Below are 24,521 nucleotides of genomic sequence, written 5' to 3' on the forward strand. Positions count from 1 at the left end.
CCACGCCGATCGGCGTGACCGGGGCGGGTGAGCCGCATTGACTTTTCACCGGCCGTGAGCTGAATGTGAAAGTCCTTCACTTCGCTCGCCAACGGAGGCAGCATGCGCAAGCGCCTGTCCGCTCTGCTCGTCGTGCCCGCGCTCGCCATGCTCGCCTTCGCCGCCCCGGCGTCGGCGAGCACGGGCTACCGCGAGTACGTCGCCCTGGGCGACTCCTGGACCGCCGACGTCTTCGTCACCTTGCCGCCCGCCACGCAGTTCACCCCGCTCGACTGCGCGCAGTCCACTTCGGACTACCCGCACGAGGTGGCCGGCGCGCTCGGCGTCGAGACCTTCCGCGACGCGAGCTGCGGCGGCGCGACGACGACCGACTTCACGCAGCCGCAGAAGCTGCCGCTGGGCGGGACGAACGCGCCGCAGTTCGACCGGCTCACGCCCACCACGGACCTGGTGACCGTCGGCATCGGCGGCAACGACATCGGGCTCGCTTCGGCCGTGACGAAGCGCCTCACCCTCCTGCCGGTGAGCACGTGCAAGGCGAAGTTCACCGCGGGCGGCGTCGACCAGCTGGAAAACGCGATCACGGCGACCGAACCGAAGATGACGGCCGCGCTGCGGCAGATCGAGGACCGTTCGCCCCGGGCGCGGATCCTGCTCGTGAACTACCTCGCGGGACTGCCCGCCTCCGGGAAGGGGTGCTGGCCGGTCATCCCGATCGCCGACGGCGACGTCGCCTACCTGCAGGAGAAGTTCCTCCACATGAACGCGATGCTCGCGCGCGTCGCCGCGGGCAACGGCGTCGAACTCGTCGACACGTACACGCCGACGGTCGGGCACGACGCGTGCCAGGCGCCCACCGTCCGCTACGCCGAGGGCCTGATCCCGGTTTCCACGAGCAACCCGCTGCTGCTGGCGTTTCCCTTCCACCCCAACGGTGCCGGCGCCGCGGCGCAGTCGGAGATCGTCCTCGACGCCGTTCGGCGCGGCTGAACTGTCGGTGCCGTGAACTAGGCTGTCGGGGTGCCCAAGATCGCGGTGACCCGATGGATTCCCGACGACGCGGTGAAGGTCCTGGCCGAGGCAGGCGAGGTCGAGGTGTCCGCGGCCGACCGGCCGCTCACGCCCGCCGAGCTGCACGAGTTCGTGGCCGGCGCGGACGCCGTCGTCGGCATGCTGCACGACCGGCTCGACGGCGCGCTGGCCGACGCCGCCGGGCCGGGGCTGCGCGTGGTGGCGAACGTCGCGGTCGGCTACGACAACGTCGACGTCCCGGCGCTGGCCGAACGCGGCGTCGTCGTCACGAACACGCCCGGCGTGCTCACGGACGCGACCGCCGACCTCGCGTTCGGCCTGCTGCTCGCCGTCACGCGGCGGATCGGCGAGGGCGAACGGCTGCTGCGCTCGCGCACGCCGTGGTCGTTCCACCTCGGCTTCCTGCTCGGCTCCGGGCTGCAGGGCAAGACGCTCGGCATCGTCGGGCTCGGGCAGATCGGCCGGGCGATGGCGAAGCGGGCCGAGGCGTTCGGCATGGAGGTCGTCTACTCAGGACGGACGAACCGCGGCGGCGGGCACGTGTCGTTCGAAGAGCTCCTCGCGCGCTCGGACGTCGTCTCCCTGCACTGTCCGCTGACACCCGAGACACGGCACCTGATCGACGCGGCCGCGTTGCGGGCCATGAAACCCGGCGCCTACCTGGTGAACACCACGCGCGGCCCGGTCGTCGACGAAGCCGCGCTCGCGGACGCGCTCGAAGCCGGGGAGATCGCCGGCGCCGCGCTCGACGTGTTCGAGAAGGAGCCGGAGGTCGAGCCGCGGCTGCTCGGCCGCGACGACGTCGTGCTGAGCCCGCACCTCGGGTCCGCCACGGTCGAAACCCGCACCGCGATGGCCGTGCTGGCCGCGCGCAACGTCGCGGCGGTGCTCGCCGGGCGTCCCCCGCTGACGGAGGTGAAACCGTGACCAGGGTCGTCATCGCGCCCGACAAGTTCAAGGGCAGTCTCACCGCGGTCGAGGCCGCGGAGGCCATCGCACTCGGTGTGCGAGACGCGTTGCCGGACGCCGAAATCGTCTCGTGCCCGGTCGCCGACGGTGGCGAAGGCACCCTCGACGTCCTCGAAGCGGCGGGCGCGCGGATCGTCCGGCTGTCCGTCCGCGGCCCGCTCGACGACCAGGTCGAGGCCCGGTACGCGGTCCTGGACGGCACGGCCTACGTCGAGTCGGCGCGCGCGTGCGGGATCGAGTTCGTCGACCCCAGCCCGGAAACCGCGCTCGCCGCGCATACCTGGGGCGTCGGCGAACTGCTCGGGCACGCGCTGGCGAACGGCGTGACGCGGCTCGTGCTCACGGTCGGCGGCACGGCCAGCACCGACGGCGGCGCCGGGATGCTCGGCGCGCTCGGGGCCGGGGTGCTGGACGCGTTCGGCGCACCGGTCGGCCTGGGCGGCGGCACGCTCACGCGCGTCGCTTCAAGCGAGCTGACACCCGTGCGAGAGCGGCTGAGCGGTGTGCGCGTCGCCGTCGCGACCGACGTCACGAACCCGCTGCTGGGCCCGGACGGCGCGGCGGCGGTGTTCGGGCCGCAAAAAGGCGCGGGGCCGTCGGAAGTGGCGGTGCTGGACGACGCGCTGACGAGGTGGGCGCACGCGCTGCAGGTGGGCGGCGCTCCGGACGTCACGCGCGTGCCGGGCGCGGGTGCCGGCGGCGGTGTCGCCGCAGGTGCGATCGCGGTCGGCGCGACCGTCGAATCCGGGTTCGCCCTCATCGCCGGGCTGACCGGGGTCGACCGGGCGCTCGACGGCGCCGACCTCGTCATCACCGGCGAGGGATCACTCGACGAACAGAGCCTGAACGGCAAGGCGCCCGCGGGCATCGCCGAACGAGCGCGGCCGCGTCGAGTGCCGTTGCTCGCGCTGGCGGGCCGGATCCAGCTCGATTCCGCCGGGCTGGACCGGCTGGGCGTGGTGGGGAGCAGCGCGCTGATCGACCACGCGCCGTCGCTCGACCACGCGCGGGCGCACGCCGCGGAACTGCTGCGGGCGCGCGCGGCGGTCCTGGTGCGGGAATGGGGTGGTCGCTGAGGCGGCACGCCGCGAACGGACCTCCCGCGACACTGCGAAAGGCCCGTCCGCCGCGGTCAGCTGGTGTGCTGCGGCAGGACGGCGAAAGCCACCCCGCCGGCCTCGTCCTCCTGGACGTCGAGCACCTTGTCGTCGAGCAACGCCGCAGCCTGGGGCTCGAGGAAGACCTTCGGGCCTCCCTCTTCGTTGCCGAGCACGCGGTCGCCCTCGGTGGGTTCCGGGGCGACCGAGAGCGCCAGCTGGGCGCTTTCGCCATCGGCGTTCTGAACCGCCAGGCGGAGTCCGGCATCGCCTTCGCCCTGGCTGGTCAACGCGGTGATCGCCTCGGCGGCGGCTTCGGTGACGGTCAGCATCTTCGGCCTTCCCTTCGTCGCGGTCCGATGCACTGTGGCCACCCACGCTAGGGGCGTCCGTTCGGGTGTGCAGTCTGAGCGGATCAGCCCTGCCGGGCCTCGCGGATGGCGTCGGCCACCGATCCGCCGGCGAAGTCCGCCCGCTCGCCCGGATCCGGGTCGGCGTGCCGGTGCGGCAGCTCGTCGTCCGGGGACACCTGCTCGTAGTCGGGCGGCGCGTCCTCGACGGTCTCGTCGAGTTCGTCGGCCGGCGTCGCGGCGATCGGCCGTTCCGGCACCGGCTCCGGCTCGGTGTCCGGCACCTCTTCGGCGAGGCGCTGGTCCATCGGCTCGCCTTCGCGGACCTCGCTGGGCGTGGTGCCGTAGCGGTCGGCGGCGCTCCACCGCTCGGGCGGCTCGACGCCCGCCTCGAGCGGGTCGACGCGCAGCTCGTCCTCGTCCAGCGCCTCACTGGGGGCCAAGCTTTCCGGTTCGGCCGCGTCACGGTCACTCACTGGTCTCTCCCGGCGCGTAGGCAGCAATAGGTCTTCGTCGGTGACCTACCCGGCTCGCCGGGGGCCTCAAACCCGGGCGGTGTCGCCGGGATCACATTTCTTCAACTGGTTTAACATATTCACAAGTTTGTGAACGCAGAGTAGGTTCTGATCATGGCCACCACCAGGTGCGCACCGGGGCACCGGCTGCTCGCCACCGACCCCGACCGGCACCACGAGCTCGGCACGCACGCCGCGTGGTACGTCGTGGCCGGCGTGGTGACGACGGGCGTCCAGGCCCTCCTGTTCCTCCTGCTGCGCGACCGGCTCGGCGCCCAGCTGGCGAACCTGGTCGCGATCGCGCTCACGACGCTCGGGAACACCGAGTTCCACCGTCGCGTCACCTTCGCCGGGCGGCGCAGCAACGCGGGCAAGCGGCACCTGCAGGACCTGCTGACGTTCGCCTTCTACGCCGGGTACGGCTCGGCGGTGCTGGCGATCCTCGACGCGGTCGTCGAGCGGCCGACGTCGTGGGAGGAGACCGGCACGCTGCTGCTGGCGAGCCTGGTCGGCGGTTTCGTGCGGTTCGCGGTGCTGCGCTGGTGGGTGTTCGCGCACCGAGCCGAGCCGGCGCCCGCCCGCTAGCGTCTGCGGACGTGGACCGGGAAGACATCACGCCCCACTCGGGCGGCACCGAACCGGATTATCGCTTCACGCTGGCCAACGAGCGGACGTTCCTCGCCTGGCTCAGGACGGCGCTGGGCCTGGTGGCAGGCGGCGTCGCGGTGCACCAGCTGGTGCCGGCCCCGGCGGCGGCCAGCGCGGTACTGGCGGCGCTGTGCGTGGTGCTGGCGGCGGTCCTGGCGGCGACGGCGTACCCACGGTGGCGGCGAGTGCAGATCGCGATGCGCGCGGGCGAGCCGTTGCCGCGAAGCTGGATGATCGTGGTGCTCACGGCCGGCCTGCTCCTGCTCATCGTGGCGGCGGCGGTGCTGCTGGTGCTGTCGTGAGCGGCCGGGTGGCGGCCGGGCGAGCTGCCAGGCCCGGACGCGACCGGCTGGCAGGCACCAACGCCACCGGGGTCCGACCCAACCGACCGACCCGCACCCTCGCCCCCGAGGCTCGACCCAACCGACCGACCCGCACCCTCGCCACCAGGGTTCGACCCAGGCGACCGACCCGCACCTTCGCCACCAGGGTTCGACCCAGACGACCGACCCGCACCAGCGCCACCAGGGTTCGACCCAGACGACCGACCCGCACCAGCGCCACCAGGGTTCGGCCCAGACGACCGGCCCCCGACTCGCGAGCCTCCGCGATTATTCGCCCCACCCGGCCCACGACCACGCCGACCGCTCGGCACCTCCATGCCCAGCACCCGCGCCAACCCGGGTCGCACGGGTGGACACTCACCGCTACCCCACCCGAACGGCTCACCGGCACTCGCCCGGACGTGGTTCAGGCCGTTCGGCGCAGCACCGCCGGGCCTCGCCGCCGCCCTCGAATACCGCGGCTTCGCGATTATCGCGACGTCAGAAGTACCGTCATGGCCCCCCGGAATGTTCCGTGACCACCCCTGCCGGCGCTCAGGCCGAACGGACCGGGCTCGCGTGGCGGCGGACCGCGCTCGCCGCCACCGCCTGCACCGCGCTGCTCCTGCACTCCGCCGCCCAGCGGCACTGGGGTACCACTCTGGTCCCCGTTCTGCTCTCCGGCGTTACATCCGCCCTGCTCGCGGCGGTGGCCGTGCGCCGGGAACGGGCATTACGGGCCGGGCGGCCCGCTGCGATACACCCCGCGCTGGCCGCGATCGCGTCGCTCGCCGTGACCGCGACTGCCGCTTCCGTGGCCATCCTCCACTGACGGGTGAACTCGGCACATCCTGAAACCGATTAATCGCAATGTGCGGGGGCTGGTCGCGGGAACATCACGGTCGCTCCTGCTTATGGGGTATTGGTCGTTGAAATCTGGACTGATCCGCCATGAGGTGCTTACGATTACCCAGCGTCGCACGGAGCGCAGGTCAGCCGGATTCTCACGGAGTATCTGCAACCGAAAAGTCACGGAGAGTGGAGCCCCCGGCAGCGACGGTCGAGGGTCGGCCGGGGAGACGACCATGACAGCACCGCCGAGGATCACCGAGGAACCCGCCTCCGACGTTCGCGATTATCGCACTCTGGAGTCATCTCCGAGGCCGGGCGGACGCCTGACGAAGGAGGACCTCGACCCTCTGGTGAAGGACGCGGGCGAGGGCAACCCCGCCGCGATCCACAACCTGCTCCAGATGATCGAGCCCGTGGTGGTCCGCTACTGCCGCGCGCGCATGGGCGGGCGCGACCTGTCCTACCTGTCGGCCGACGACGTCGCCCAGGAGGTCTGTCTCGCGGTCCTCAAGGCGCTGCCGGACTACCAGGACCGCGGCGGCTCCTTCCTCTACCTCGTGCACGCGATCGCGGCCAACAAGGTCGCCGACGCCTACCGCGCCGTCGCCCGCGACCGCTCCGAGCCCGTCCCCGAGCTCCCGGAGCGCCCGCTCGCCAACGGCAACGAGCCCGAGACGCACGCCCTGCACCTCGACCTCGGCGCCCGCCTGGGCCGGCTGCTCGCCTCCCTGCCGCGGGTGCAGCAGGAGATCCTGACCCTGCGCATCGCGGTCGGCTTCTCCGCGCAGGAAACCGCCGAAGCGCTCGGCATCTCCGCCGGGAACGTGCGCGTGACGCAGCACCGGGCGCTCACCCGGCTGCGCGCCATGATCCGCGACGAAGAGTTCTGAGCCACCCCAGCGGCGGGCGGGGGAACCTCTTTTACCCCCTGGAAGAGGTTTCCCCGCTCGCATCCAAGCCGTAGACGCGGCGGGCGTTGTGGTCGAAGACGCCCAGCCGCTCGGCGTCGGACAGCGAGCCGGTCAGCGCGATCGCCGCGTCCAGGACCACCTCGTAGGACGCGGCCAGTTCGCAGACCGGCCAGTCCGAGCCGAACAGCAGCCGCGACGGGCCGAACACGTCCAGGACGTGGTCGACGTAGCGGCGCAGGTGCCCGACCTCCCAGCCGGACCAGTCCGCTTCGGTCACCAGGCCCGACAGCTTGCACACGACGTTTTCGTGCGCCGCCAGCGCGGCCACCCCCGACGCCCACGGCTCCCACTCCCGCGACGCGATCGGAGGCTTCGCCGCGTGGTCCAGCACGAGCCGCAGCTCGGGCCGGCGCAGGGCCAGCTCGGCCGCCGCGGGCAACTGGCCGACGCGCACCAGCAGGTCGCAGGCCAGGCCCGCCGACGCCACCGCGCTCAGTCCGGCGACGATCTCCGGGCGCAGCAGCCAGTCGTCGTCCGGCTCGGACTCCACCTGGTGCCGGATACCGACCAGCGGACCGTCCAGCGCGGCCAGCCGGTCCGCGACATCCGGTGCCGCGAGGTCCACCCAGCCGACCACGCCCGCGACGACCGGCTCGGCCGAAGCGGTCGCGAGGAACTCCGCGGTCTCCTCGGCGGACGACACGGTCTGGACCAGGATCGTCGCGCGGACGCCGGCCGCCTTGGTCACCGCGCGCAGGTCGTCCACGGTGTACGGACGGCGGATCGGGTCGAGCGCCTCCCCCGCCATCCACGGGTACTCGCGCCGCGACGGGTCCCACAGGTGGTGGTGCGCGTCGATCATGAGACTCCTTCGGCGATCACGACGTCGGCGCGCAGCAGTCCCGCGTCGACCAGCTCGGTCCACAGCTCCGGTGGCACCACCGCCCGCGCCCGCCGGGCGTTGACGCTGACCTGCGAAGGATCATGCGCGCCGACGACGACCGACGCCACCGCGGGATGCGCCATCGGCAGGGCCAAAGCCGCTTCCGGCAGTTCGACGCCGTGGCGCGCGCAGACCTCGGCGATGCGCCCGGCCCGTTCGACCAGCTCCGGCGGTGCTTCGGCGTAGTCGTAGACGCGTCCCGGTTCGGCCGTGGCGAGGATGCCGCCGTTGAACACGCCGCCGGCCACCACCGAGACGCCGCGGTCGAGGCAGAGCGGCAGCAGCTCGTCGAGGGCCGGCTGGTCGAGCAGCGTGTACCGGCCGGCCACCAGCAGCACGTCGAGGTCGGTGCGGCGGACGAACTCCGCGAGCATCGGCGCCTGGTTCATCCCGGCGCCGAACGCTCCGATCACGCCCTGCTCGCGCAGCTCGCGCAACGCCGGGAAGGCGCCGCGCAGGGCGTCCTCGAAGTGGTCGTCCGGGTCGTGGACGTACACGATGTCGACGCGGTCGAGGCCCAGCCGGGTCAGGCTGTCCTCGAGGGACCGCAGGACGCCGTCGCGGCTGAAGTCCCACCGGCGCTTGTACGCGGCCGGGACCGCGAAGCCCTGGTCGTCCCGCGCGCCCGCGCCGTCGGGGTTGGGCTCCAGCACGCGGCCGACCTTGGTCGAGAGCACGTACTCGTCGCGGGGGAACGAACCCAGGGCCGCGCCGAGCCGGGTCTCCGACAGGCCGAGGCCGTAGTGCGGCGCGGTGTCGAAGTACCGGACGCCCTCGTCCCACGCGCGGCGGACGGTCGCGGCCGCGGTTTCGTCGCTGATCGCGTGGTAGAGGTTGCCCAGCTGCGCGCAGCCGAGACCCAGCGGGGACAGGGAGAGTTCCAACGCCGTCACTCCTTTTCCGGCAGTTCCCAGACCAGCCCGATGCCGGTGTCGTCGCCGGAGTAGTCGTCCTCGACGGCCAGCAGCTCGGCCATCCTGGCCTGCCACGGGACGTTGGCGGGATGGTCCCGCAACGCCGCCCGCATCGCCGCGTAGTCGTCGACTTCGACGACGTGGAAGAGGTCGAGACCGTTACGCCAGATCCGCCAGGTGCGGACGCCGGCCTCGCGCAGGGCGGTGTCCAGCTCGGGCGGGATGACCGCGTGCACGGACTCGTACGCGGCCTCCTTGCCCGGCTTGAGCCGGGTGTGCAGAGCCACCCTTTGTGGTTCGCGTTGGTGGGTCATCACCACTCCTTGGCCGGGGCATGGCACGCTGGGGAGGAACACCGAAACATCCGAGGTCTGTTGCAGGGAGGGCGGACGCGATGCCCGTCACCGATGTCGCGATCGACAAGATCAAGGACATGATCATCTCCGGCGAGCTGGCGCCGGGCGACCGGCTGCCGAAGGAGGCCGAGCTGGCCCAGCGGCTCGGGCTCTCGCGCAGCTCCCTGCGGGAGGCCGTGAAGGCGTTGTGCCTGATCAGGGTGCTCGACGTCCGGCAGGGCGACGGCACCTACGTCACCAGCCTCGAGCCGAACCTGCTGCTCGACGCGATGACGTTCGTGGTCGACTTCCACCGCGACGACACCGTGCTCGACTTCCTCGCCGTACGCCGGATCCTCGAGCCGGCCGCGACCGCGCTGGCCGCGTTGCACATGAGCGACGACGACATCACCGAGCTGGGCCAGCTCCTCGGGGAGCTGGAGGACTCGCCGACCGTCGAGGCGCTGGTCGCCAACGACCTGCAGTTCCACCGCAAGATCGCCGACGGCTCCGGCAACCCCGTGCTCTGCTCGCTGCTCGACAGCCTCTCCGGGCCGACCGCCCGCGCCCGGATCTGGCGCGGCCTCACCCAGGAGGGCGCGGTCGCGAAGACGCGGGAGCAGCACACGGCGATCTACGAGGCCATCGCGGCGCGCGAGCCGGAGCTGGCGCGCTCGTGGGCGACCGTGCACGTCGCGGGCGTCGAGCAGTGGCTGCGCAACGCCCTCGGCACCGCGGACGACCCGACGGCGGACGACGGGCCGGCCGCGGCAGCTTCCTGACAGTGATCCGATGATCACAGGCTGACCATCAGGTCTGGGGCTTCCCGCCCGCGTACCGGGCGATGATCAGCGCGACCAGGATGATGGCGCCGTAGATCGCGCCCTGCCACTCCGCCGTCACGTGCGCGTAGTTGAGCAGGCTCGACACCGAGGACAGCAGCAGGACGCCGGTCAGCGCGCCGACCAGCGTGCCCTTGCCGCCGTCGAGCGAGACGCCGCCGATCACCGCCGCCGCGAACACCTGCAGGATCATGCCGGAACCCTGGTTCGCGCCCAAGGCCCCGACGTAACCCGTGTACGCCAGGCCGCCGATCGCGGCGAGGATCCCGGCGACGACGAACACCGCCCACGCGATCCGGTCGACGCGCACACCCGCCGCCCGCGCGGCTTCGCGGTTGCCGCCGATCGCGTACAGCGCCCGGCCGACGCGGTGGTAGCGCAGCACCCAGCCGGCCGCCGCGAACAGCACCGCCGCCAGCCAGACCGACATCGGCAGCCCGGCGAACGTGGTCGTCGCGAGGTTGGTGAACGAGTCCGGCAGGTTGAACAGCGTCTTGCCCTTGGTCGAGCCGACCTGCACGCCCCGCAGCACGGTGAGCATGGCCAGGGTGACGATGAAGGCGTTCAGCTTCAGCTTCACGATCAGGAAGCCGTTGACGAACCCGACCAGCGCGCCGCACAGCGGGATGATCAGGAGCCCGATCGCGGCGGGCAGCTCGACGCCGAAGCCCGCCGACGCCGCCGGGATCACGACCATGGCACCGAGCGCGGGCGCCAGGCCCATCGTGGATTCCAGCGACAGGTCGAACTTCCCGGTGATCAGCACGAGCGACTCGCCGAGCACGACCAGCGAGAGCGCCGCCGACGCGGTCAGGATGCTGACGATGTTGCTCCAGCCGACGAACGTGTCGTCGACCAGGCCGCCGATGACGAACACGACGACCAGGGCGGGCAGCAGGGCGAGTTCACGCAGCCAGACGGCTTTGCGGCGCCGGGGTGGGGCGGGCAGCTCCGTCTGCGGAGAGGTCATCACGTCGGTCACGAAAGCTCGACTCCTTCGATGTCGGCCACGAGGTCGCCGTCGGACCACCCGGCCTGGTGTTCGGCGACCACGGCCCCGGCGCGCAGCACCAGGACCCGGTCGCTCAGGCGCAGGTCGTCGAGCTCGTCGCTGACGATCAGCACCGCCTTGCCTTCGGCGCGCACCCGGTCGACGACCGCGAGCAGCGCCTCCTTCGACTTCACGTCCACGCCGGCGGTCGGGTTGATCAGCACCACGACCCGCGGATCGCCGATCAGGGCCCGCGCCAGCACCACTTTCTGCTGGTTGCCGCCCGAGAGGTCCGACACGGGCTGCTCGGCGCTCGCGGCCACGATGTCGTAGTCCTTCAAAGCCTGCGACGCCTTCGCGCGCCGGGCGGTGGGCGACGCGATCCCGCCGCGGCCCATTCGGTCCAAAATGGACAGCGTGGTGTTGTCCGCGATGGAGTGCTCCAGCACGAGACCCTCGTGGTGCCGGTCGCGCGGCACGCAGCCGATGCCCGCACGCAGCGCCGCCGGGATGTCGCCCGGCCGCAACGGCGAGCCGTCGACGCGGACCGTGCCCGAAGACGGTGTCCGCAGGCCGTAGACCGTCTCGGCGACCTGGTGCTTCCCGCTGGCGTTGCTGCCCGCGAGCCCGACGACCTCGCCGCGGCGCAGCCGGAACGAGACGTCGCGGAAGCCGTCGCCGGACAGGCCGTCGACCGAGAGGATTTCCGCGGCGTCCGCTTCGAGGGACTCGCGTGTGGCGGCGTCGCGGACGAACAGGCCACCGGGTTCGCCGGTCATCGCGTCGACGAGTTCCGCGCGACCGACCTCGGCCACCGGTGCGGTGAGCACGTGCTTCGCGTCCCGCAGGACCGTGACGGCCTGGCAGACCTCGTACACCTCGTGCAGGTGGTGCGAGATGAACAGGAACGTCACCCCGCTCGCCTGCATCTGGCGCATCCGCTCGAAGAGCCGCTCGATGGCCTGGCTGTCGAGCTGCGCGGTCGGCTCGTCGAGGACGATGAACCTCGCGCCGTAGGACAGCGCGCGGGCGATCTCGACGAACTGCCGGTCCTCGACCGACAGCTCCCCCGCGGGCGTGTCGACGTCGACGTGGACGTCCCACGAGTCGAGCAGCTCACGGGCCTTGCGCCGCAACGACTTCCAGCCGATGGCGAACCCGCCGCCCGCCTGCCGGTTGAGGAACAGGTTCTCGGCGACCGTGAGCTGCGGGACGACCATCGCGTGCTGGTACACGCAGGCCACGCGCGCCTTCCAGTCGTCCTGTTTGGACAGCGGCGGGGCCGGCTCGCCGCCGAACTCGACGTGCCCGGTGTCCGTGGCGGACAGGCCGGTGAGGATGGAGACGAGCGTCGACTTGCCGGCCCCGTTGCGCCCGACGAGCGCGTGTGACTCGCCCGGGTGCACGGTGAGGCTGACGTCGTGGAGCGCCACGGTGGGGCCGTAGCGCTTTCCGACGCCTACCGCGCTGACCACCGGGACGGCGGTTTCGCCGGCGGGCAGCGCGGTCACAGGTTGTTCCCCCAGAGGGCCTTGTCGTCCACGTTGGCCTTGGTGATGACCGGCGCGGGCAGCTGGTCCTCGAGGATGCCGGGGCTGATCTCGACGATGGTGCTGTCGTGGTCGGTCGGGCCCGGCTTGAACGTCTCGCCCGCCATGGCCTTCTTCAGCCAGTACAGGCCGTACTTCGCGTACGCGTCGGCCGGCTGGGACACGGTGGCGTCCAGCTCGCCGGCGCGGATCGCGGCCAGTTCCTGCGGGATGCCGTCGTTCGACACGAGCACGATGTGCTTCGGGTCGCCGACCGGGAAGAACAGGTTCTTGCGCTTGAGGGCCTGCTCGGTCGGGGCCAGGTAGACGCCGCCGGCCTGCATGTAGACGCCCTTGATGTCCGGGTTCGCCGTCAGCATGCTGTCCAGGCCCGAAGACGCCTTGTCGGCCTTCCACTCGGCCGGGATCTCCAGCACCTGGATGCCCGGGTACTTCTGCTTCATGCAGTCGCGGAAGGCTTCCGAGCGGTCGCGGCCGTTGACCGACGCGAGGTCGCCCATGATCTGCACGACCTTGCCGGACTTGACCTTCTCGCCGATCGCGTCGCACGCCTTGGTGCCGTAGGCCTTGTTGTCGGCGCGCACGACCATGGCGACCTTGCCGCTCTCGGGGGCGACGTCGACCGCGACGACCGGGACGCCCTTGTTCTCGGCCTGCTTGAGCCCGGCGACGATCGCGGCGGAGTCCAGCGGCGTCACGACCAGGCCCTTGACGCCCTGGTTGAGGAAGGTGCCGATGTCGGTGATCAGCTTCGCCGGGTCGCTGTCCGCGTTGACCGTCGGGAGGACGTCGACGCCCTCCTGCTTGGCCATCTGCGGCACGTAGTTGTTGTAGGCCTGCCAGAACGGCGAGGTCAGCAGCGGCAGGGTGGCCCCGACCTTGCCGCCGGAGCCACCGCCCGCCGCGGGTGCCGACGCATTGTCCTTAGTGGACCCGCAGGCGGCCAGAACCAGGCCGCAGGCGGCGACGGCGGCCACCTTGATCACCTTCGTGCGCACAGCATCCTCCTTGATGACGGCGGGGAATCAAGTCTTCTAGTCGTGGTTCACGGGACCGCGCGGGCGCAGGCCGTACATGCCACCGTCGACCGCGAGGGCGGTCCCGGTGGTGGACGCGGACAGCGGGCTGGCGAGGTAGACGATCGCGTTCGCGACCTCGTCGGCGATGACCAGCCGGCCCATCGGCTGGCGGGCCGCGAGGGCCGCGCGTTCGGCCGCCGGGTCGTCGGCGGCGTCGAGCAGCCGGCCCACCCAGGGGGTGTCCGCCGTGCCCGGGCACACGCAGTTGACGCGGATCCGGTCGGGCAGGTGGTCGGTCGCCATGGCCAGGGTCAGCGAGAGCACCGCGCCCTTGCTGGCCGAGTACAGCGCGCGGCTGGGCAGGCCGGCCCAGGCCGCGATGGAGCAGGTGTTGACGATCGCCGCGGAGGGCGAGTTCTTCAGGTGCGGCAGGGCGGCCCGGGCGAGCCGGACCATGCCGACGACGTTGACGTCGAACACGCGGTGCCACTCGTCGTCGTCGTTGCCGGTGACGTCACCCTGCGCGCCGATCCCGGCGTTGTTCACCAGGATGTCGAGGCGCCCGAAGCGCTCCACGACGGCGTCGATCGCCGACCGGACCTCGTCGTCCGACGAGACGTCGCAGCGGATGCCGTCGTCGCCCGGCTTCAGGTCCAGCACCGCCACCTGCGCGCCGCGTTCGGCCAGCAGGTCCGCGACGGCCTTGCCGATACCCGAGGCGCCTCCGGTGACGGCGGCCACCAGGCCCTCGAATTCACTCACTTGCGGTCTCCGTCCACTCGGGACCGTCCGGGAAGCGGAACCGGCGCAGCGTGGCGTCGTGCATGCGCGCGGAGAACCCGGGTGCGGTCGGGGCGAGGTAGCGGCCGCGCTCGACGACGGCCGGGTCGGTGAAGTGCTCGTGCAGGTGGTCGACCCACTCGATGGACCGGTCCGCGTCGGTGCCGGAGACCGCCACGAAGTCGAACATCGAGAGGTGCCGGACGAGCTCGCAGAGCCCGACGCCACCGGCGTGCGGGCACACCGGCACGCCGAACTTGGCCGCCAGCAACAGGATCGCCAGGTTCTCGGTGAACCCGCCGACGCGGGCGGCGTCGAGCTGCAGCACGGAAATCGCGTTCGCCTGCAGCAGCTGCTTGAAGACCACACGGTTCTGGACGTGCTCGCCGGTGGCGACCCGGATCGGCGCAAGCGCTTTCGCGATGGCGGCGTGCCCGAGGACGTCGTCCGGGGATGTCGGTTCCTCGATCCAGTACGGGTCGTACGGCGCGAGCGCGGTCATCCAGGCGACCGCGGCCTGGACGTCCCAGCGCTGGTTGGCGTCGACGGCGATCCGGACGTCCTGGCCCACCGTCTCGCGGGCGAGCTTCATGCGCCGGACGTCGTCCTCGAGGTTGCCGCCGACCTTGAGCTTGATCATCTCGAAGCCGTCGGCGACGGCCTGTTCGGCGAGCCGCACGAGTTTCGCGTCCGCGTACCCGAGCCAGCCGGGCGACGTGCTGTAGGCGCGGTAGCCGTGCGCTTCGAGCTGCTTCGCGCGCTCCTCGCGGCCGGGCTCGGCGGCGCGCAGGATCTCCAGGGCCTCGGCTTCGGTGAGCGCGTCGGACAGGTACCGGAAGTCCACGAGCGAGACGAGTTCTTCGGGCGTCATGCGCGCCGCGAACCGCCAGACCGGGAGGTTCGCGCGGCGGGCGGCGAGGTCCCAGGCGGCGTTGACGATCGCGCCCACGGCCATGTGCGCGACGCCTTTTTCCGGGCCCAGCCAGCGGAACTGCGAGTCGCCGACGAGGGTGCGGGACAGGTCGCCGAGCGCGGCGGCGTCCTCCGGGACTTCGCGGCCGACGACGTGCGGGGCGAGCGCGCGGATCGCGGCCGCCTGGACGTCGTTGCCGCGGCCGATGGTGAACGCGAGGCCGTAGCCGTCCGGGCCGCCGTCGGTGTGCAACACGACGTAGGCGGCCGAGTAGTCCGGGTCGGGGTTCATCGCGTCCGAGCCGTCGAGCTCCCTCGACGTCGGGAACCGGACGTCGAGGACCTCCATGCCGATGATCTTCGCCATGGTCAGGCCTGCCTCGCGGTCTGCCGCTGGCGGCCCAGCCCGTCGATCTCCAGCTCGATGACGTCGCCGTCGCGCAGGTACGGCTTCGGGTCGGGTTGGCCGAGCGCGACGCCTTCGGGCGTGCCGGTGTTGATCAGGTCGCCGGGCCGCAGCACCATGACCTGGCTCAGGTGGTGGATGATCTCGGCCACGGAAAAGATCATGTCCTTGGTGGACGAGTCCTGCTTCTTTTCGCCGTTGATCCACAGGCGCAGGCCGAGGTCCTGCGGGTCGGGCACCTCGCTCGCGGGGACGAGCACCGGCCCCAGCGGGTTGAAGTTCTCGCACGACTTGCCCTTGTCCCACTGCGCGGTGCGGAACTGCAGTGCGCGCTCGGAAACGTCGTTCGAGACGACGTAGCCGGCGACGTGGTCCAAGGCCTCTTCGACGCTGTCGAGGTAGCGCGCGGTCTTGCCGATGACGACGCCGAGTTCGACTTCCCAGTCGGTGCTGGCCGAGCCGCGCGGGATGAGGACGTCGTCGGCGGGGCCGACCACGACGTCCGGCGCCTTCATGAAGACGACCGGCTCGGTGGGCGGCGTCGCGCCCGTTTCCTCCGCGTGGCGGCGGTAGTTCATGCCGATGCAGACGACCTTGCCGGGCTGCGCGATCGGCGGGCCGACCCGGAGTCCGGCTTCGGCGGCGACGGGCAGGTCCCCGGCGGCGAGCGCGGCGGCCGCGCGGGCGATGCCGTCCGCGGCGAGGAAACCGCCGTCGATGTCGGCGGTCAGCCCGCCCAGCTCGTAGGTCATGCCGTCGTCGGCACGCACGAACGGACGCTCACTTCCCGGCTCCCCGAGGCGCACAAGCTGCACGGATTTTCCCTTCACCCGCCCGACCAGACATCCGATGTATATCGCAGTCGGGAGTCTCGATCCAGAGCAGTGGCCCAATCGGCCGGAAAATTGATCGGATCAGTACCGGTTCAGTGCTCAGATGAGCACGGGGTGTCACCGATCACAGCCGGAATAGCGCAGGTCACGGCGTCGCTGGTCGGTTCAGGGACACGAGGAGGCGCATGACCACCACGGCGGAAGGTACCGCGACGAGCAGGCGGGCGCAGCTGAAGTTCGTCCTCGTCCTGGGTGGGCTCACGGCGTTCGGGCCGCTGTCGATCGACATGTACCTGCCCGCGCTGCCGCGGATGGCGGAGGACCTCCGCGCGGCGGACACCACCGTCCAGCTGACCCTCAGCGCGTTCATCGTCGGCCTGGCGCTGGGCCAGCTGGTCATCGGCCCGCTGTCGGACTCCCTCGGCCGTCGCCGCCCGCTGCTGGCCGGCCTGGTGCTGTACGTCGCAGGCTCGGTGCTGTGCGCGGTGAGCCCGGACGCGTGGCTGCTGGTCGCGGCCCGGCTGGTCCAGTCCGTCGGCGCGGCCGCCGGCATCGTGATCGCCCGCGCGACGGTCCGGGACCTGTTCTCCGGCACCGCGATGACGAAGTTCTTCTCGACGCTGATGCTGGTCAGCGGCTTGGCCCCGATCCTGGCCCCGCTGATCGGCGGGCAGCTGCTGAACTGGACGTCGTGGCGCGGGGTGTTCGTGGTCCTGACGGCGTTCGGCGCGCTGCTGCTGGTCGTGGTGGTCTTCTTCCTGCCCGAGCCGTCCGCGGTCCGCACCCCCGCGCGGCTCGGTGAGGTGATGCGCACCTACGGGCGGCTGGCGCGGGACCGGTCGTTCGCCGGGTACGCGCTGTCGGCCGGGCTGCTGTTCGCGTCGATGTTCGCCTACATCTCGGGTTCTTCGTTCGCGCTGCAGGGCGTGTACGGGCTCAGCCCGCAGGCGTACAGCGTCGTGTTCGGGGCCAACGGCGTCGGGATCGTGCTGGCGGGCCAGCTCAACGGACGGCTGGTGGGCCGGGTCCGCGAGCGCGTGCTGCTGTCTTGGGGGCTTTCGCTGGGCGTGCTCGGCGGCGCCGCGGTCCTGACCGCCGCGCTGACCCGGGCGCCGCTGGTTTTCCTTCTGGTGTCGTTGTTCCTGCTGGTGTCGAGCATCGGGCTGGTCATGCCGAACGCGAGTTCGCTCGCCCTGGCGGAGCACGCCCGCTCGGCCGGGGCCGCGTCGGCGTTGCTGGGCGTGCTGCAGTTCGTCGTGGGCGCCGCGGCGACCCCGCTGGTCGGCCTCGGCGGCCCGGGAACGGCCGTGCCGATGGCCGCGACCATGGCCGGGTTCGCGGTCCTGGCGCTGGTGGCGTTCCTCGTCCTGGCTAGGCCAGCGACGCCAGATCCGCGTTCTTGAGCTGGTCCGCCGTCACCTTCGCGCGGCCGTCCACCAGTGCCGACAAGGCATCGCCGTCGTCCCACATGTTGACGTTCATCGCCGCCGCCACTTCGCCGTCACGCAGCCAGAACGCCGTGAACTCGCGCGACCCCAGGTCGCCGCGGACCACCAGCTCGTCCGTCGCCGGGTCGGCCAGGCCGCGGTACTCGCAGCCGAGGTCGTACTGGTCGGTGAAGAAGTACGGCGAGGCGAGGAACGGCTCGTTCTCCCCCAGCAGGTTCTGCGCCACGTGCGTGCCCTGCTCCTTCGCGTTCGACCAGTGCTCCACGCGGATGCGGTGGCCGTAGCGCGGGTGGAAGTGGGCCGCGATGTCGCCGACCGCGTAGACGTCCGGGGCCGCCGTGCGCAGGCCCGCGTCCACGCAGACGCCGCCGTCGTCGGACAGCTCCAGGCCCGCCGCGTGCGCGAGCTCGACCCGCGGGGCCGCGCCGACCGCGATCAGGACCACGTCTGCCGTGAGCTCGTCGCCGCTGCCGAGCCGGACGCCGCGGACGCCGTCCGGGCCGCCCGTGATCTCCGTGACCTGCTCACCCAGGCGCCAGTGAACGCCCTTTTCCGTGTGCAGGTCCCGGAACACCCCGCCGACCGTCTCGCCGATGACCGTGGCCAGCGGCACCGCAACCGGGTCGACGACCGTCACGTCGGCGTTGTGCGCGCGGGCCGCCGCGGCGGCTTCGGAGCCGATCCAGCCGGCGCCGACGATCACCACGCGTTCCGCCTCGGCGAAGGCCGAGCGCAGCTTGAGGGAGTCGTCGAGGCTGCGAAGCGTGTACAGGCCGGGCAGGTCGCCGCCGGGCACCGGGATCGACCGCGGCCGGGAGCCGGTCGCCAGGACGAGGCGGTCGTAGCGGTGCTCGCCGCCCGCGTCGTCGAGGACCAGGCGGGCGCCCAGTTCGATCCGGGTCGCGGTGACGCCGGGGGTGAACCGGATGTCCTTCTCGGCGTAGAACTTCTCTTCGTGCACCCAGTCGGGTTCGTCGGTGGTGCCCAGCAGGACGCCCTTCGACAGCGGCGGCAGCTCGTACGGCCGGTGCGGGTCCGAGCCCATCAGCAGCACTTCGCCCGGATAGCCGCGCTCGCGCAACGCGGCCGCGGCGGACGCGCCGCCCAGGCCCGCCCCGACGATGACGATCTTCCGCGGCTCCGACATCCCAGACCTCCCACGACGGTTCGTGGGGCGGACGGTACTCCCGAACGGGCCCGGCCACGAGCGGGGGATACGCCGGAAATCCGCGAAGCGCAAGAGAAAACCCGCGAGTAGGCAGATCGGGTGAACCGGCGTCATAGCCCCGGGGCGGCGCCCTCCCATCCCCGCACGGAGCAGGACCACGAGGAGAAATCGGAGGGCGGCGACCATGAGTCGGGGCGAGTGGTCGATCGGCTGCCGGGATCTGGCCGGCAGGCGCAGGGACGTGACGGTGTTCGTCAGCCAGGACAAGGTGGTGCTCGTCGCGCCGCCGGGCGAGGCGGCCGTCTTGGGCCCGCTCGACGTCGGGCGGCTGCGAGCGGCGTTGCGCGACGCCGTCGTGGCGACGGCGGACGACAAGGCCGAAACCTGACCGGGGGTCCGACCCCGGGATGACACTGACAACTACCGTTCCTACTTTCCAGTAGGTTAGAGTCGGCCCACGACGGAAGGGACCGGCCATGACGACCTACTTCGTGACGGGCGCGACGGGCTTCATCGGGAAACGCCTGGTCGCGCGCCTGCTGCGGCGGCCGGAGACGTCCGCCGTGTACGCGCTGGTCCGCGAAACCTCCCGCGAGCGCCTGGCCACGCCGGCCCAGGACTGGCCGGGCGCGGACAAGCTGCACCCGGTGGTCGGCGACCTCGCCGAACCGCGGCTCGGCGTCGACCCCGCCGGGTTGCCGCACCTCGACCACGTCGTCCACCTCGGCGCGATCTACGACCTCACGGCCGGCGAAGAGGCCAACCGGCGTGCCAACGTCGAGGGCACCCGGCACCTGCTCGCCTTCGCCGCCGCGGCCGGGGCGGGGCTGGTGCACCACGTGTCCTCGATCGCCGTCGCGGGCGACCACGCCGGCCGGTTCACCGAGGCCGACTTCGACCTCGGGCAGCACTTCCCTTCGCCGTACCACGCGACGAAGTTCCAGGCCGAGAAGCTCGTCCGCGAGCAGTCGCTGCCCTTCCGCGTCTACCGGCCCTCGGCCGTCGTCGGCGACTCGCGCACGGGCGAGATGGACAAGGTCGACGGCCCGTACTACTTCCTCCCCGCGATCTCCCGGCTTTCCGCGTTGCCCGCGCGGCTGCCGCTCGCCGCGCCCGGCCTCGGCGCGACGAACCTGGTGCCGGTCGACTACGTCGTCGAGGCGATGGACCACCTGATGCACCGGGACGCGCCGTCCGGGGCGACCTACCACCTGGCCGCCGCGCGGCCGCAGCCGCTCAACTCCGTCTACAACGCCTTCGCGCGCGCCGCGGGCGGGCCGGTGATCCGGGCCGTGCTGCCGGCGCGGCCGTCCGGCGTGGTGCGGCGCGCCGGCACCCGGCTCGCGCACGCGGCGGCGTCCGGTGTCGACCGCGTGCCCGGCGGGCGGGCCGCCCGCGCCGCCGTCCTGGAAGAGCTGGGCATCCCCCTCGAAGTGCTGCCGCACCTGACGATGGACGTCGTCTTCGACACCGCGCGCACCACGACGGCGTTGTTCGGCAGCGGCGTCGAACTGCCCGAGCTGCGGGACTACGCGGCGCCGCTCTACCGGTACTGGCAGGCCCACCTCGACCCCGACCGCGCGCGCCGCGGGCACGGCCTGGCCGGGCGGACGGTGCTGGTCACCGGCGCGTCGTCCGGGATCGGCCGGGCGACGGCGCTCGCCGTGGCCCGCAAGGGCGCGAAGGTGGTCCTAGTGGCGCGCCGCGCGTCGGAACTCGACGAGGTGCGCGACGAGATCACCGCGGCCGGCGGCGTCGCGGCGGCGTACCCGTGCGACCTCACCGACGGCGACGCCGTCGACGCCCTGGTCAAGGACGTCCTGGGCGAGCACGGCGCGGTGGACATGCTGGTGAACAACGCGGGCCGGTCGATCCGGCGCTCGGTCGCGCTGTCCACGGAACGCTTCCACGACTACGAGCGCACGATGGCCATCAACTACTTCGGCCCGGTGCGGCTGATCCTCGGTTTCCTGCCGTCGATGGCCCAGCGGCGGTTCGGGCACGTCGTCAACGTGACGACCCAGGGCCTGCAGACCGACACCCCGCGCTTCTCCGCGTACCTGGCGTCGAAGGCGGCGCTGGAGGAGTTCGGGCTGACGGCCGGGCGCGAGACGCTCTCGGACGGGATCACGTTTACGTCCGTGCGGATGCCGCTGGTGCGGACACCGATGATCGCGCCGACCGGCTACCGCGGCATCCCGTCGAGCAGCCCCGAACGCGCGGCCGCGCTCGTGGTGAAGGCCCTGGAAGAGCGTCCGGAGATCCTCAGCCTGCCCGAAGGCCGGGCCGCCGAGCTGGCGACGCTCGCCGCGCCGAAGCTCGCCCGGTTCACCGCGCACCTCGCGTACCGCGCGATGCGGGAGTCCGCGCCGGAGGCCCGCGCCCTGCCCCGCCGGCCCGCGTCCGCGTCCGTCGCGTCGGCGGTGACCCGCCTGATTTGGCGCCGTCGTGCTTGATCCCCGCGAATCCCGCCCGAACGCTGGCTTCACGACGACGGTACTTCTACCCTCGCGCAAGTCCCGCACACCGGTGCGGGCGTGAACTGGGGAGTTCGCAATGTCCGTCAACCACGCTGGGGAACGAACCGCCGACGCCGACGAGCCGGCCGCCATCGGCACCGCCAGGTAGCCGGCGCTGCCGCGGCCGGGTGGTGGGGTTCATGCCGGTGACGGCCACGGCCGCTACCATCGCTGTCCGGGTGTGATCGGGAGCGGAAGGCGGGCAGGCGTGGACGTGGCGAGTCCTGCGCGCACCGCCGCGCCGGAGCCCCGGCCCGCCGAAACCACCCGGCCGCTGCTGCGGTGGGGCCTGCACGCCGGCTGGGTCGTGCTGCTCGCCCTCGCCACCGAACTGCGCGTCGGCAGGTTCGGCTTCCACCCCTCCGACCAGGGCTTCATCCTCGCCCAGGCCTGGCGCGTGCTGCAGGGGGAAGTCCCGCACGCCGACATCATTTCGGCGCGCCCGCTCGGGTCCGCGGTGCTGCATGTCGTCGACTTCGCGCTGCCGATGCCGCTGTTCTTCGGCTCCAGCTTCCTGTCGATGATCGAGATCATCGTCGCCACGATCGCCTTCGCCGCGCTCGTCACCCGCCGCCGGGTGCTCACCTGGGGGCCGGGCCTGACCGCGATGGTCGCCGCGGCGTCGCTGATCAACCTCAACGCCTTCCCGCTGATGGCCTGGCACACCGTCGACGGCATCGCGCTCACCGCGTGCGGGGCCTGGGCGCTCGACGCCGGTCTCACCAGGAACCTCGCGGTCGCCCGCCGCGGCGGGCTGGTGCTCCTCGGCTGCGCGGTGTTCGTCAAGCAGAGCTTCGTGCTGGCCGCGGTCATCGGCGTGCTGTGGCTGCTGCTGCACCCGGCCACCCGCGCCGGGACGCGCCGCGGGCTCCGGTTCGTTCTCGACCTCCTCGCGCTCGGCGCGCCCGGGCTGCTCTACGTCGCCTGGGTGAGCCTCGGCGGCGGGTTCGCCGAGATGGTCGAGCAGCTGACCGGCGGCGTGCCCGCCTACGGCGAACGGCTGCTCGGGCTCTGGCTCGAAGACCCCGAAGCGCTGACCCGCGCGCCCGTGCGCGAGCTGACCTTCTTCGCCGCGATCGCCGTCGTGCTGCTGGCCGTCCGGCTGCCCGGCGACCGGCTCGGCGCGGCCGGGCGCGCCGCGTCCTGGGTGCTGGTGCTCGCCGGCGCCGCGGCGGTGGCCTGGACGGTCGTCGACGGCCGGTTCACCGGCTCCTCGCGCTGGGCGGACGTCCTGTGGTGGATCGTCGCGGTCAGCGTGCCGGTGAACGCGGCCGTGCGGCGGAAGGTGCCGTGGGCCGGGCTGCTCGTGCTCGCCACGGGCTTCATGACCAGCCTGTCGTGGGGCAACGACACCCCCACGCTGCTCACCGGCACCCTCGCCCTGACGGCGTTGCTGCTGCTCAGCCAGGTCGTCCCGGCGCGTCCGCGGCTCACGCGCCGCTGGGTGACCGCCACGGCCGGCCTCACCGCGGTGGCCCTGTGCGGCTGGCTCGTCGTCGCGCAGCACGACCGTGCCGCCTACCTCGACGTCGGGCACGACCGGCTGACCGAGGACCTCGGCGACGTCACCCCGGCGATGGCGGGCATCCGCACGAACCCCTCGACGCACACGTTCGTCCGGCAGATCCGCGACTGCCTCGACCGCTTCCCGGCCGCGCGGACGGCGATCCTCCCGGACAGCCCGTTCGCCTACCCGGCGTTCGGCCTGCGCAACCCGTTCCCGCTGGAGTGGCCGCTGCCGCTGGAGATCGTCGGCGACGCGCCCGAGCGCATGCTCGCCACGGCCGACGAGCTCAACCGCCAGGGCGGCTACCTCGTGCTGTTCGAGACGGACTCGATCCGGATGCTCGCCACGGGCGGCCCGGTGCCGGCGTCGATCCCGCCCGACACGCCGGTGTTCGACTACCTGGGCCTGGAGAAGGCGATCCAGGGCCGGCTCACCGGACGGGCCGTCACCTGCGGCAGCTTCGTCGGGAAGTACGCGCCTTAGCTCTCCTCGCCCCGCACGAGGGCGAGCAGGCTCTCCGGAGCGTCGTCGCCGAAGAGGCTCTCGAGGACGACGGCGTCGTCGACCGGGTTCGCGCTGCGCAGGAACATGGTCTCTTCGTACTGCGCGATCGCGCCTTCGACGTCGCCCGGGTGCGCGGCGAGGGCCTGGCCCAGCTCCGCGCCGTCGAGCATGGCCAGGTTGGCGCCTTCGCCGTTCGGCGCCGTGAGGTGGGCGGCGTCGCCGACGAGGGTCACGCCCGGCACGCGGTCCCACCGCAGCCCGGCCGGCAGCGTGTAGTGGGGACGGAAGACCGGCGGGGTGTCCCCGTCGGTGATCAGCGCGAGCAGCTCCGGGGCCCAGCCTTCGAACTCCGCCGCGATCCGCGCGGCGGCCGCCGCGGGGTCGGTGAAATCGATGGCGGCGAACCAGTCCAGCGGCCGGTTGAGCACCACGTAGGTGTGCACGGTCTCGCCGCTTTCGCGGTGGGCGTTGATCCCGTCGTCGCGCGAGCCGCCGTGCGCGACCATCGACCCGCCGCCGACCGCCGCCGCGGTGGCGGGGTGCTTCGCGACGACGTCGAAGAGATAGGTCTCGACGAAGGCCTCGCCGGTGTACTCGGGCGTGGCGGCGGTGAGCAGCGGCCGGACCTTCGACCAGGCTCCGTCCGCGCCGACGAGCAGGTCCGTGACGACCGTGCCCCCATCGGCGAAGGTCACCTCGTGGCGGCCGTCGTCGAGCGTGCGGGTGCCGCTGACCTTGTGGCCCCACCGGACGGTGCCTGCGGGGAGCGCCTCGAGCAGCATCCGCCGCAGCTCCCCGCGCTGCACTTCGGGACGGCCTCCCGTGCCGTCGTCGGCCTTCTCGAAGATCAGGTTCCCGTCCTGGTCCAGGATCCGCAACGCCTGGCGGCCCTCGAGCACGAGGTCCCGGAACCCGGCCACCAGGCCGGCGGCTTCGACGGCGAGCCGGCCGTTGTAGTCGTGGATGTCGAGCATCCCGCCCTGCATCCGCGCCATCGGCGAGTCCTCGGCTTCGTGGACCGTGGCCGGGATGCCGTGGACGTGCAGGACCCGGGCCAGGGTGAGGCCGCCGAGGCCGGCGCCGATGATCGTGACGTTCATGGGTGCTCCTTCGGTTCGTGCTGCGACAACCGAAGAGTGGCGCTGCTGCCTGG

At 72.2% G+C, this 24,521-nt stretch carries 25 protein-coding genes; 12 read left to right on the forward strand and 13 right to left on the reverse strand.

The genetic code is table 11. The annotated features are described in order from the left end of the window. The first annotated feature begins 102 nt into the window (after positions 1-102). The 3 genes from ACWEN0_RS19020 to ACWEN0_RS19030 are packed head-to-tail and all read left to right on the forward strand — an operon-like array spanning position 103 to position 3,077. Positions 103-990: an SGNH/GDSL hydrolase family protein gene (locus tag ACWEN0_RS19020; protein ID WP_451974835.1), complete on the forward strand. Its 888-nt coding sequence runs from the start codon at positions 103-105 to the stop codon at positions 988-990. 30 nt (positions 991-1,020) lie between these two features. After that, entirely contained in the window at positions 1,021-1,959 is a 939-nt protein-coding gene (locus ACWEN0_RS19025; RefSeq protein ID WP_451974837.1) for a 2-hydroxyacid dehydrogenase, read from the forward strand. Next, positions 1,956-3,077 (forward strand): glycerate kinase, encoded by a 1,122-nt coding sequence (locus ACWEN0_RS19030; protein ID WP_451974839.1) that lies wholly within the window; start codon positions 1,956-1,958, stop codon positions 3,075-3,077. Before ACWEN0_RS19025 ends, ACWEN0_RS19030 begins: the two co-directional genes overlap by 4 nt. A gap of 56 nt (positions 3,078-3,133) precedes the next feature. Here ACWEN0_RS19030 and ACWEN0_RS19035 read toward each other — a convergent pair whose 3' ends face one another. Together ACWEN0_RS19035 and ACWEN0_RS19040 are read right to left on the reverse strand one after the other, a co-directional pair. Next, the gene (locus ACWEN0_RS19035; protein WP_451974841.1) at positions 3,134-3,430 is read right to left on the reverse strand and encodes an iron-sulfur cluster biosynthesis family protein; all 297 of its coding nucleotides are present in this window, start codon (positions 3,428-3,430) and stop codon (positions 3,134-3,136) included. Between the two features lie 83 nt (positions 3,431-3,513). Continuing rightward, positions 3,514-3,924: a hypothetical protein gene (locus ACWEN0_RS19040; protein ID WP_451974843.1), complete on the reverse strand. Its 411-nt coding sequence runs from the start codon at positions 3,922-3,924 to the stop codon at positions 3,514-3,516. Positions 3,925-4,077: 153 nt separating this feature from the next. Here ACWEN0_RS19040 and ACWEN0_RS19045 point away from each other — a divergent pair, with 153 nt between their 5' ends. The 4 genes from ACWEN0_RS19045 to shbA all read left to right on the forward strand — a co-directional run bounded on the left by ACWEN0_RS19045 (position 4,078) and on the right by shbA (position 6,676). Continuing rightward, positions 4,078-4,548, forward strand: coding sequence for a GtrA family protein (locus ACWEN0_RS19045; protein ID WP_451974845.1), 471 nt, complete (start codon positions 4,078-4,080; stop codon positions 4,546-4,548). A gap of 11 nt (positions 4,549-4,559) precedes the next feature. Beyond that, complete coding sequence (locus ACWEN0_RS19050) at positions 4,560-4,913, forward strand: YidH family protein (protein ID WP_451974847.1); 354 nt, start codon at positions 4,560-4,562, stop codon at positions 4,911-4,913. A 556-nt stretch (positions 4,914-5,469) separates the two neighbouring features. After that, on the forward strand, positions 5,470-5,766 hold the full coding sequence (locus ACWEN0_RS19055) for a DUF202 domain-containing protein (RefSeq protein ID WP_451974849.1): 297 nt from the start codon (positions 5,470-5,472) through the stop codon (positions 5,764-5,766). Positions 5,767-6,019: 253 nt separating this feature from the next. Next, complete coding sequence (shbA, locus tag ACWEN0_RS19060; protein WP_451974851.1) at positions 6,020-6,676, forward strand: RNA polymerase sigma factor ShbA; 657 nt, start codon at positions 6,020-6,022, stop codon at positions 6,674-6,676. A 31-nt stretch (positions 6,677-6,707) separates the two neighbouring features. Here shbA and ACWEN0_RS19065 read toward each other — a convergent pair whose 3' ends face one another. The 3 genes from ACWEN0_RS19065 to ACWEN0_RS19075 are packed head-to-tail and all read right to left on the reverse strand — an operon-like array spanning position 6,708 to position 8,868. Beyond that, a complete protein-coding gene (locus ACWEN0_RS19065) occupies positions 6,708-7,559 on the reverse strand; it encodes an amidohydrolase family protein (RefSeq protein WP_451974853.1) in 852 nt (283 codons plus the stop codon). Then, the gene (locus ACWEN0_RS19070) at positions 7,556-8,524 is read right to left on the reverse strand and encodes an aldo/keto reductase (RefSeq protein WP_451974855.1); all 969 of its coding nucleotides are present in this window, start codon (positions 8,522-8,524) and stop codon (positions 7,556-7,558) included. Before ACWEN0_RS19070 ends, ACWEN0_RS19065 begins: the two co-directional genes overlap by 4 nt. Before the next feature lie 5 nt (positions 8,525-8,529). Further along, entirely contained in the window at positions 8,530-8,868 is a 339-nt protein-coding gene (locus ACWEN0_RS19075) for an L-rhamnose mutarotase (RefSeq protein WP_451974857.1), read from the reverse strand. Between the two features lie 80 nt (positions 8,869-8,948). On the opposite strand from ACWEN0_RS19075, the gene ACWEN0_RS19080 reads away from it, so the two are divergent. Beyond that, on the forward strand, positions 8,949-9,671 hold the full coding sequence (locus ACWEN0_RS19080) for a FadR/GntR family transcriptional regulator (RefSeq protein ID WP_451974859.1): 723 nt from the start codon (positions 8,949-8,951) through the stop codon (positions 9,669-9,671). 28 nt (positions 9,672-9,699) lie between these two features. Here ACWEN0_RS19080 and ACWEN0_RS19085 read toward each other — a convergent pair whose 3' ends face one another. The 6 genes from ACWEN0_RS19085 to ACWEN0_RS19110 are packed head-to-tail and all read right to left on the reverse strand — an operon-like array spanning position 9,700 to position 16,204. Continuing rightward, a complete protein-coding gene (locus ACWEN0_RS19085) occupies positions 9,700-10,713 on the reverse strand; it encodes an ABC transporter permease (RefSeq protein WP_451974861.1) in 1,014 nt (337 codons plus the stop codon). Beyond that, a complete protein-coding gene (locus ACWEN0_RS19090) occupies positions 10,710-12,233 on the reverse strand; it encodes a sugar ABC transporter ATP-binding protein (RefSeq protein ID WP_451974863.1) in 1,524 nt (507 codons plus the stop codon). Before ACWEN0_RS19090 ends, ACWEN0_RS19085 begins: the two co-directional genes overlap by 4 nt. Then, complete coding sequence (locus tag ACWEN0_RS19095) at positions 12,230-13,270, reverse strand: sugar ABC transporter substrate-binding protein (RefSeq protein ID WP_451974865.1); 1,041 nt, start codon at positions 13,268-13,270, stop codon at positions 12,230-12,232. The genes ACWEN0_RS19090 and ACWEN0_RS19095 overlap by 4 nt, the downstream gene beginning before the upstream one ends. A gap of 36 nt (positions 13,271-13,306) precedes the next feature. Beyond that, positions 13,307-14,053, reverse strand: coding sequence for an SDR family NAD(P)-dependent oxidoreductase (locus ACWEN0_RS19100; protein WP_451974867.1), 747 nt, complete (start codon positions 14,051-14,053; stop codon positions 13,307-13,309). Beyond that, positions 14,046-15,350, reverse strand: coding sequence for an enolase C-terminal domain-like protein (locus ACWEN0_RS19105; RefSeq protein ID WP_451974869.1), 1,305 nt, complete (start codon positions 15,348-15,350; stop codon positions 14,046-14,048). Before ACWEN0_RS19105 ends, ACWEN0_RS19100 begins: the two co-directional genes overlap by 8 nt. A 2-nt stretch (positions 15,351-15,352) precedes the next feature. Then, positions 15,353-16,204 carry a fumarylacetoacetate hydrolase family protein gene (locus tag ACWEN0_RS19110; protein ID WP_451974870.1) on the reverse strand — a complete coding sequence of 284 codons (852 nt, stop codon included), beginning with the start codon at positions 16,202-16,204 and terminating at the stop codon, positions 15,353-15,355. Between the two features lie 203 nt (positions 16,205-16,407). Here ACWEN0_RS19110 and ACWEN0_RS19115 point away from each other — a divergent pair, with 203 nt between their 5' ends. Further along, a complete protein-coding gene (locus ACWEN0_RS19115; protein WP_451974872.1) occupies positions 16,408-17,625 on the forward strand; it encodes a multidrug effflux MFS transporter in 1,218 nt (405 codons plus the stop codon). On the opposite strand, the gene ACWEN0_RS19120 is transcribed toward ACWEN0_RS19115, so the two are convergent. Further along, on the reverse strand, positions 17,594-18,817 hold the full coding sequence (locus tag ACWEN0_RS19120) for an NAD(P)/FAD-dependent oxidoreductase (protein ID WP_451974874.1): 1,224 nt from the start codon (positions 18,815-18,817) through the stop codon (positions 17,594-17,596). The two genes, ACWEN0_RS19115 and ACWEN0_RS19120, sit on opposite strands and share 32 nt — an antisense overlap. A gap of 205 nt (positions 18,818-19,022) precedes the next feature. Here ACWEN0_RS19120 and ACWEN0_RS19125 point away from each other — a divergent pair, with 205 nt between their 5' ends. The 3 genes from ACWEN0_RS19125 (at position 19,023) to ACWEN0_RS19135 (ending at position 23,347) form a co-directional block, all read left to right on the forward strand. After that, complete coding sequence (locus tag ACWEN0_RS19125) at positions 19,023-19,226, forward strand: hypothetical protein (RefSeq protein WP_451974876.1); 204 nt, start codon at positions 19,023-19,025, stop codon at positions 19,224-19,226. 88 nt (positions 19,227-19,314) lie between these two features. Beyond that, positions 19,315-21,294 (forward strand): SDR family oxidoreductase, encoded by a 1,980-nt coding sequence (locus ACWEN0_RS19130; RefSeq protein ID WP_451974878.1) that lies wholly within the window; start codon positions 19,315-19,317, stop codon positions 21,292-21,294. Between the two features lie 271 nt (positions 21,295-21,565). Continuing rightward, entirely contained in the window at positions 21,566-23,347 is a 1,782-nt protein-coding gene (locus ACWEN0_RS19135) for a hypothetical protein (RefSeq protein WP_451974880.1), read from the forward strand. Here the strand turns inward: ACWEN0_RS19135 and ACWEN0_RS19140 are convergent. Continuing rightward, positions 23,344-24,468, reverse strand: a complete 1,125-nt coding sequence (locus ACWEN0_RS19140) for an FAD-dependent oxidoreductase (protein ID WP_451974882.1) — start codon at positions 24,466-24,468, stop codon at positions 23,344-23,346. The two genes, ACWEN0_RS19135 and ACWEN0_RS19140, sit on opposite strands and share 4 nt — an antisense overlap. Between the last annotated feature and the right edge of the window lie 53 nt (positions 24,469-24,521).

It is taken from the genome of Amycolatopsis sp. NPDC004378 (assembly GCF_053602455.1).

Excerpts from the sequence above, each read along its gene's own strand:
- ACWEN0_RS19020 (WP_451974835.1), top strand. The coding sequence starts at position 103 with ATGCGCAAGCGCCTGTCCGCTCTGCTCGTCGTGCCCGCGCTCGCCATG.
- ACWEN0_RS19035 (WP_451974841.1), bottom strand. The coding sequence starts at position 3,430 with ATGCTGACCGTCACCGAAGCCGCCGCCGAGGCGATCACCGCGTTGACC.
- ACWEN0_RS19045 (WP_451974845.1), top strand. The coding sequence starts at position 4,078 with ATGGCCACCACCAGGTGCGCACCGGGGCACCGGCTGCTCGCCACCGAC.
- shbA (WP_451974851.1), top strand. The coding sequence starts at position 6,020 with ATGACAGCACCGCCGAGGATCACCGAGGAACCCGCCTCCGACGTTCGC.
- ACWEN0_RS19065 (WP_451974853.1), bottom strand. The coding sequence starts at position 7,559 with ATGATCGACGCGCACCACCACCTGTGGGACCCGTCGCGGCGCGAGTAC.
- ACWEN0_RS19075 (WP_451974857.1), bottom strand. The coding sequence starts at position 8,868 with ATGACCCACCAACGCGAACCACAAAGGGTGGCTCTGCACACCCGGCTC.
- ACWEN0_RS19080 (WP_451974859.1), top strand. The coding sequence starts at position 8,949 with ATGCCCGTCACCGATGTCGCGATCGACAAGATCAAGGACATGATCATC.
- ACWEN0_RS19105 (WP_451974869.1), bottom strand. The coding sequence starts at position 15,350 with ATGGCGAAGATCATCGGCATGGAGGTCCTCGACGTCCGGTTCCCGACG.
- ACWEN0_RS19115 (WP_451974872.1), top strand. The coding sequence starts at position 16,408 with ATGACCACCACGGCGGAAGGTACCGCGACGAGCAGGCGGGCGCAGCTG.
- ACWEN0_RS19120 (WP_451974874.1), bottom strand. The coding sequence starts at position 18,817 with ATGTCGGAGCCGCGGAAGATCGTCATCGTCGGGGCGGGCCTGGGCGGC.
- ACWEN0_RS19125 (WP_451974876.1), top strand. The coding sequence starts at position 19,023 with ATGAGTCGGGGCGAGTGGTCGATCGGCTGCCGGGATCTGGCCGGCAGG.
- ACWEN0_RS19130 (WP_451974878.1), top strand. The coding sequence starts at position 19,315 with ATGACGACCTACTTCGTGACGGGCGCGACGGGCTTCATCGGGAAACGC.
- ACWEN0_RS19140 (WP_451974882.1), bottom strand. The coding sequence starts at position 24,468 with ATGAACGTCACGATCATCGGCGCCGGCCTCGGCGGCCTCACCCTGGCC.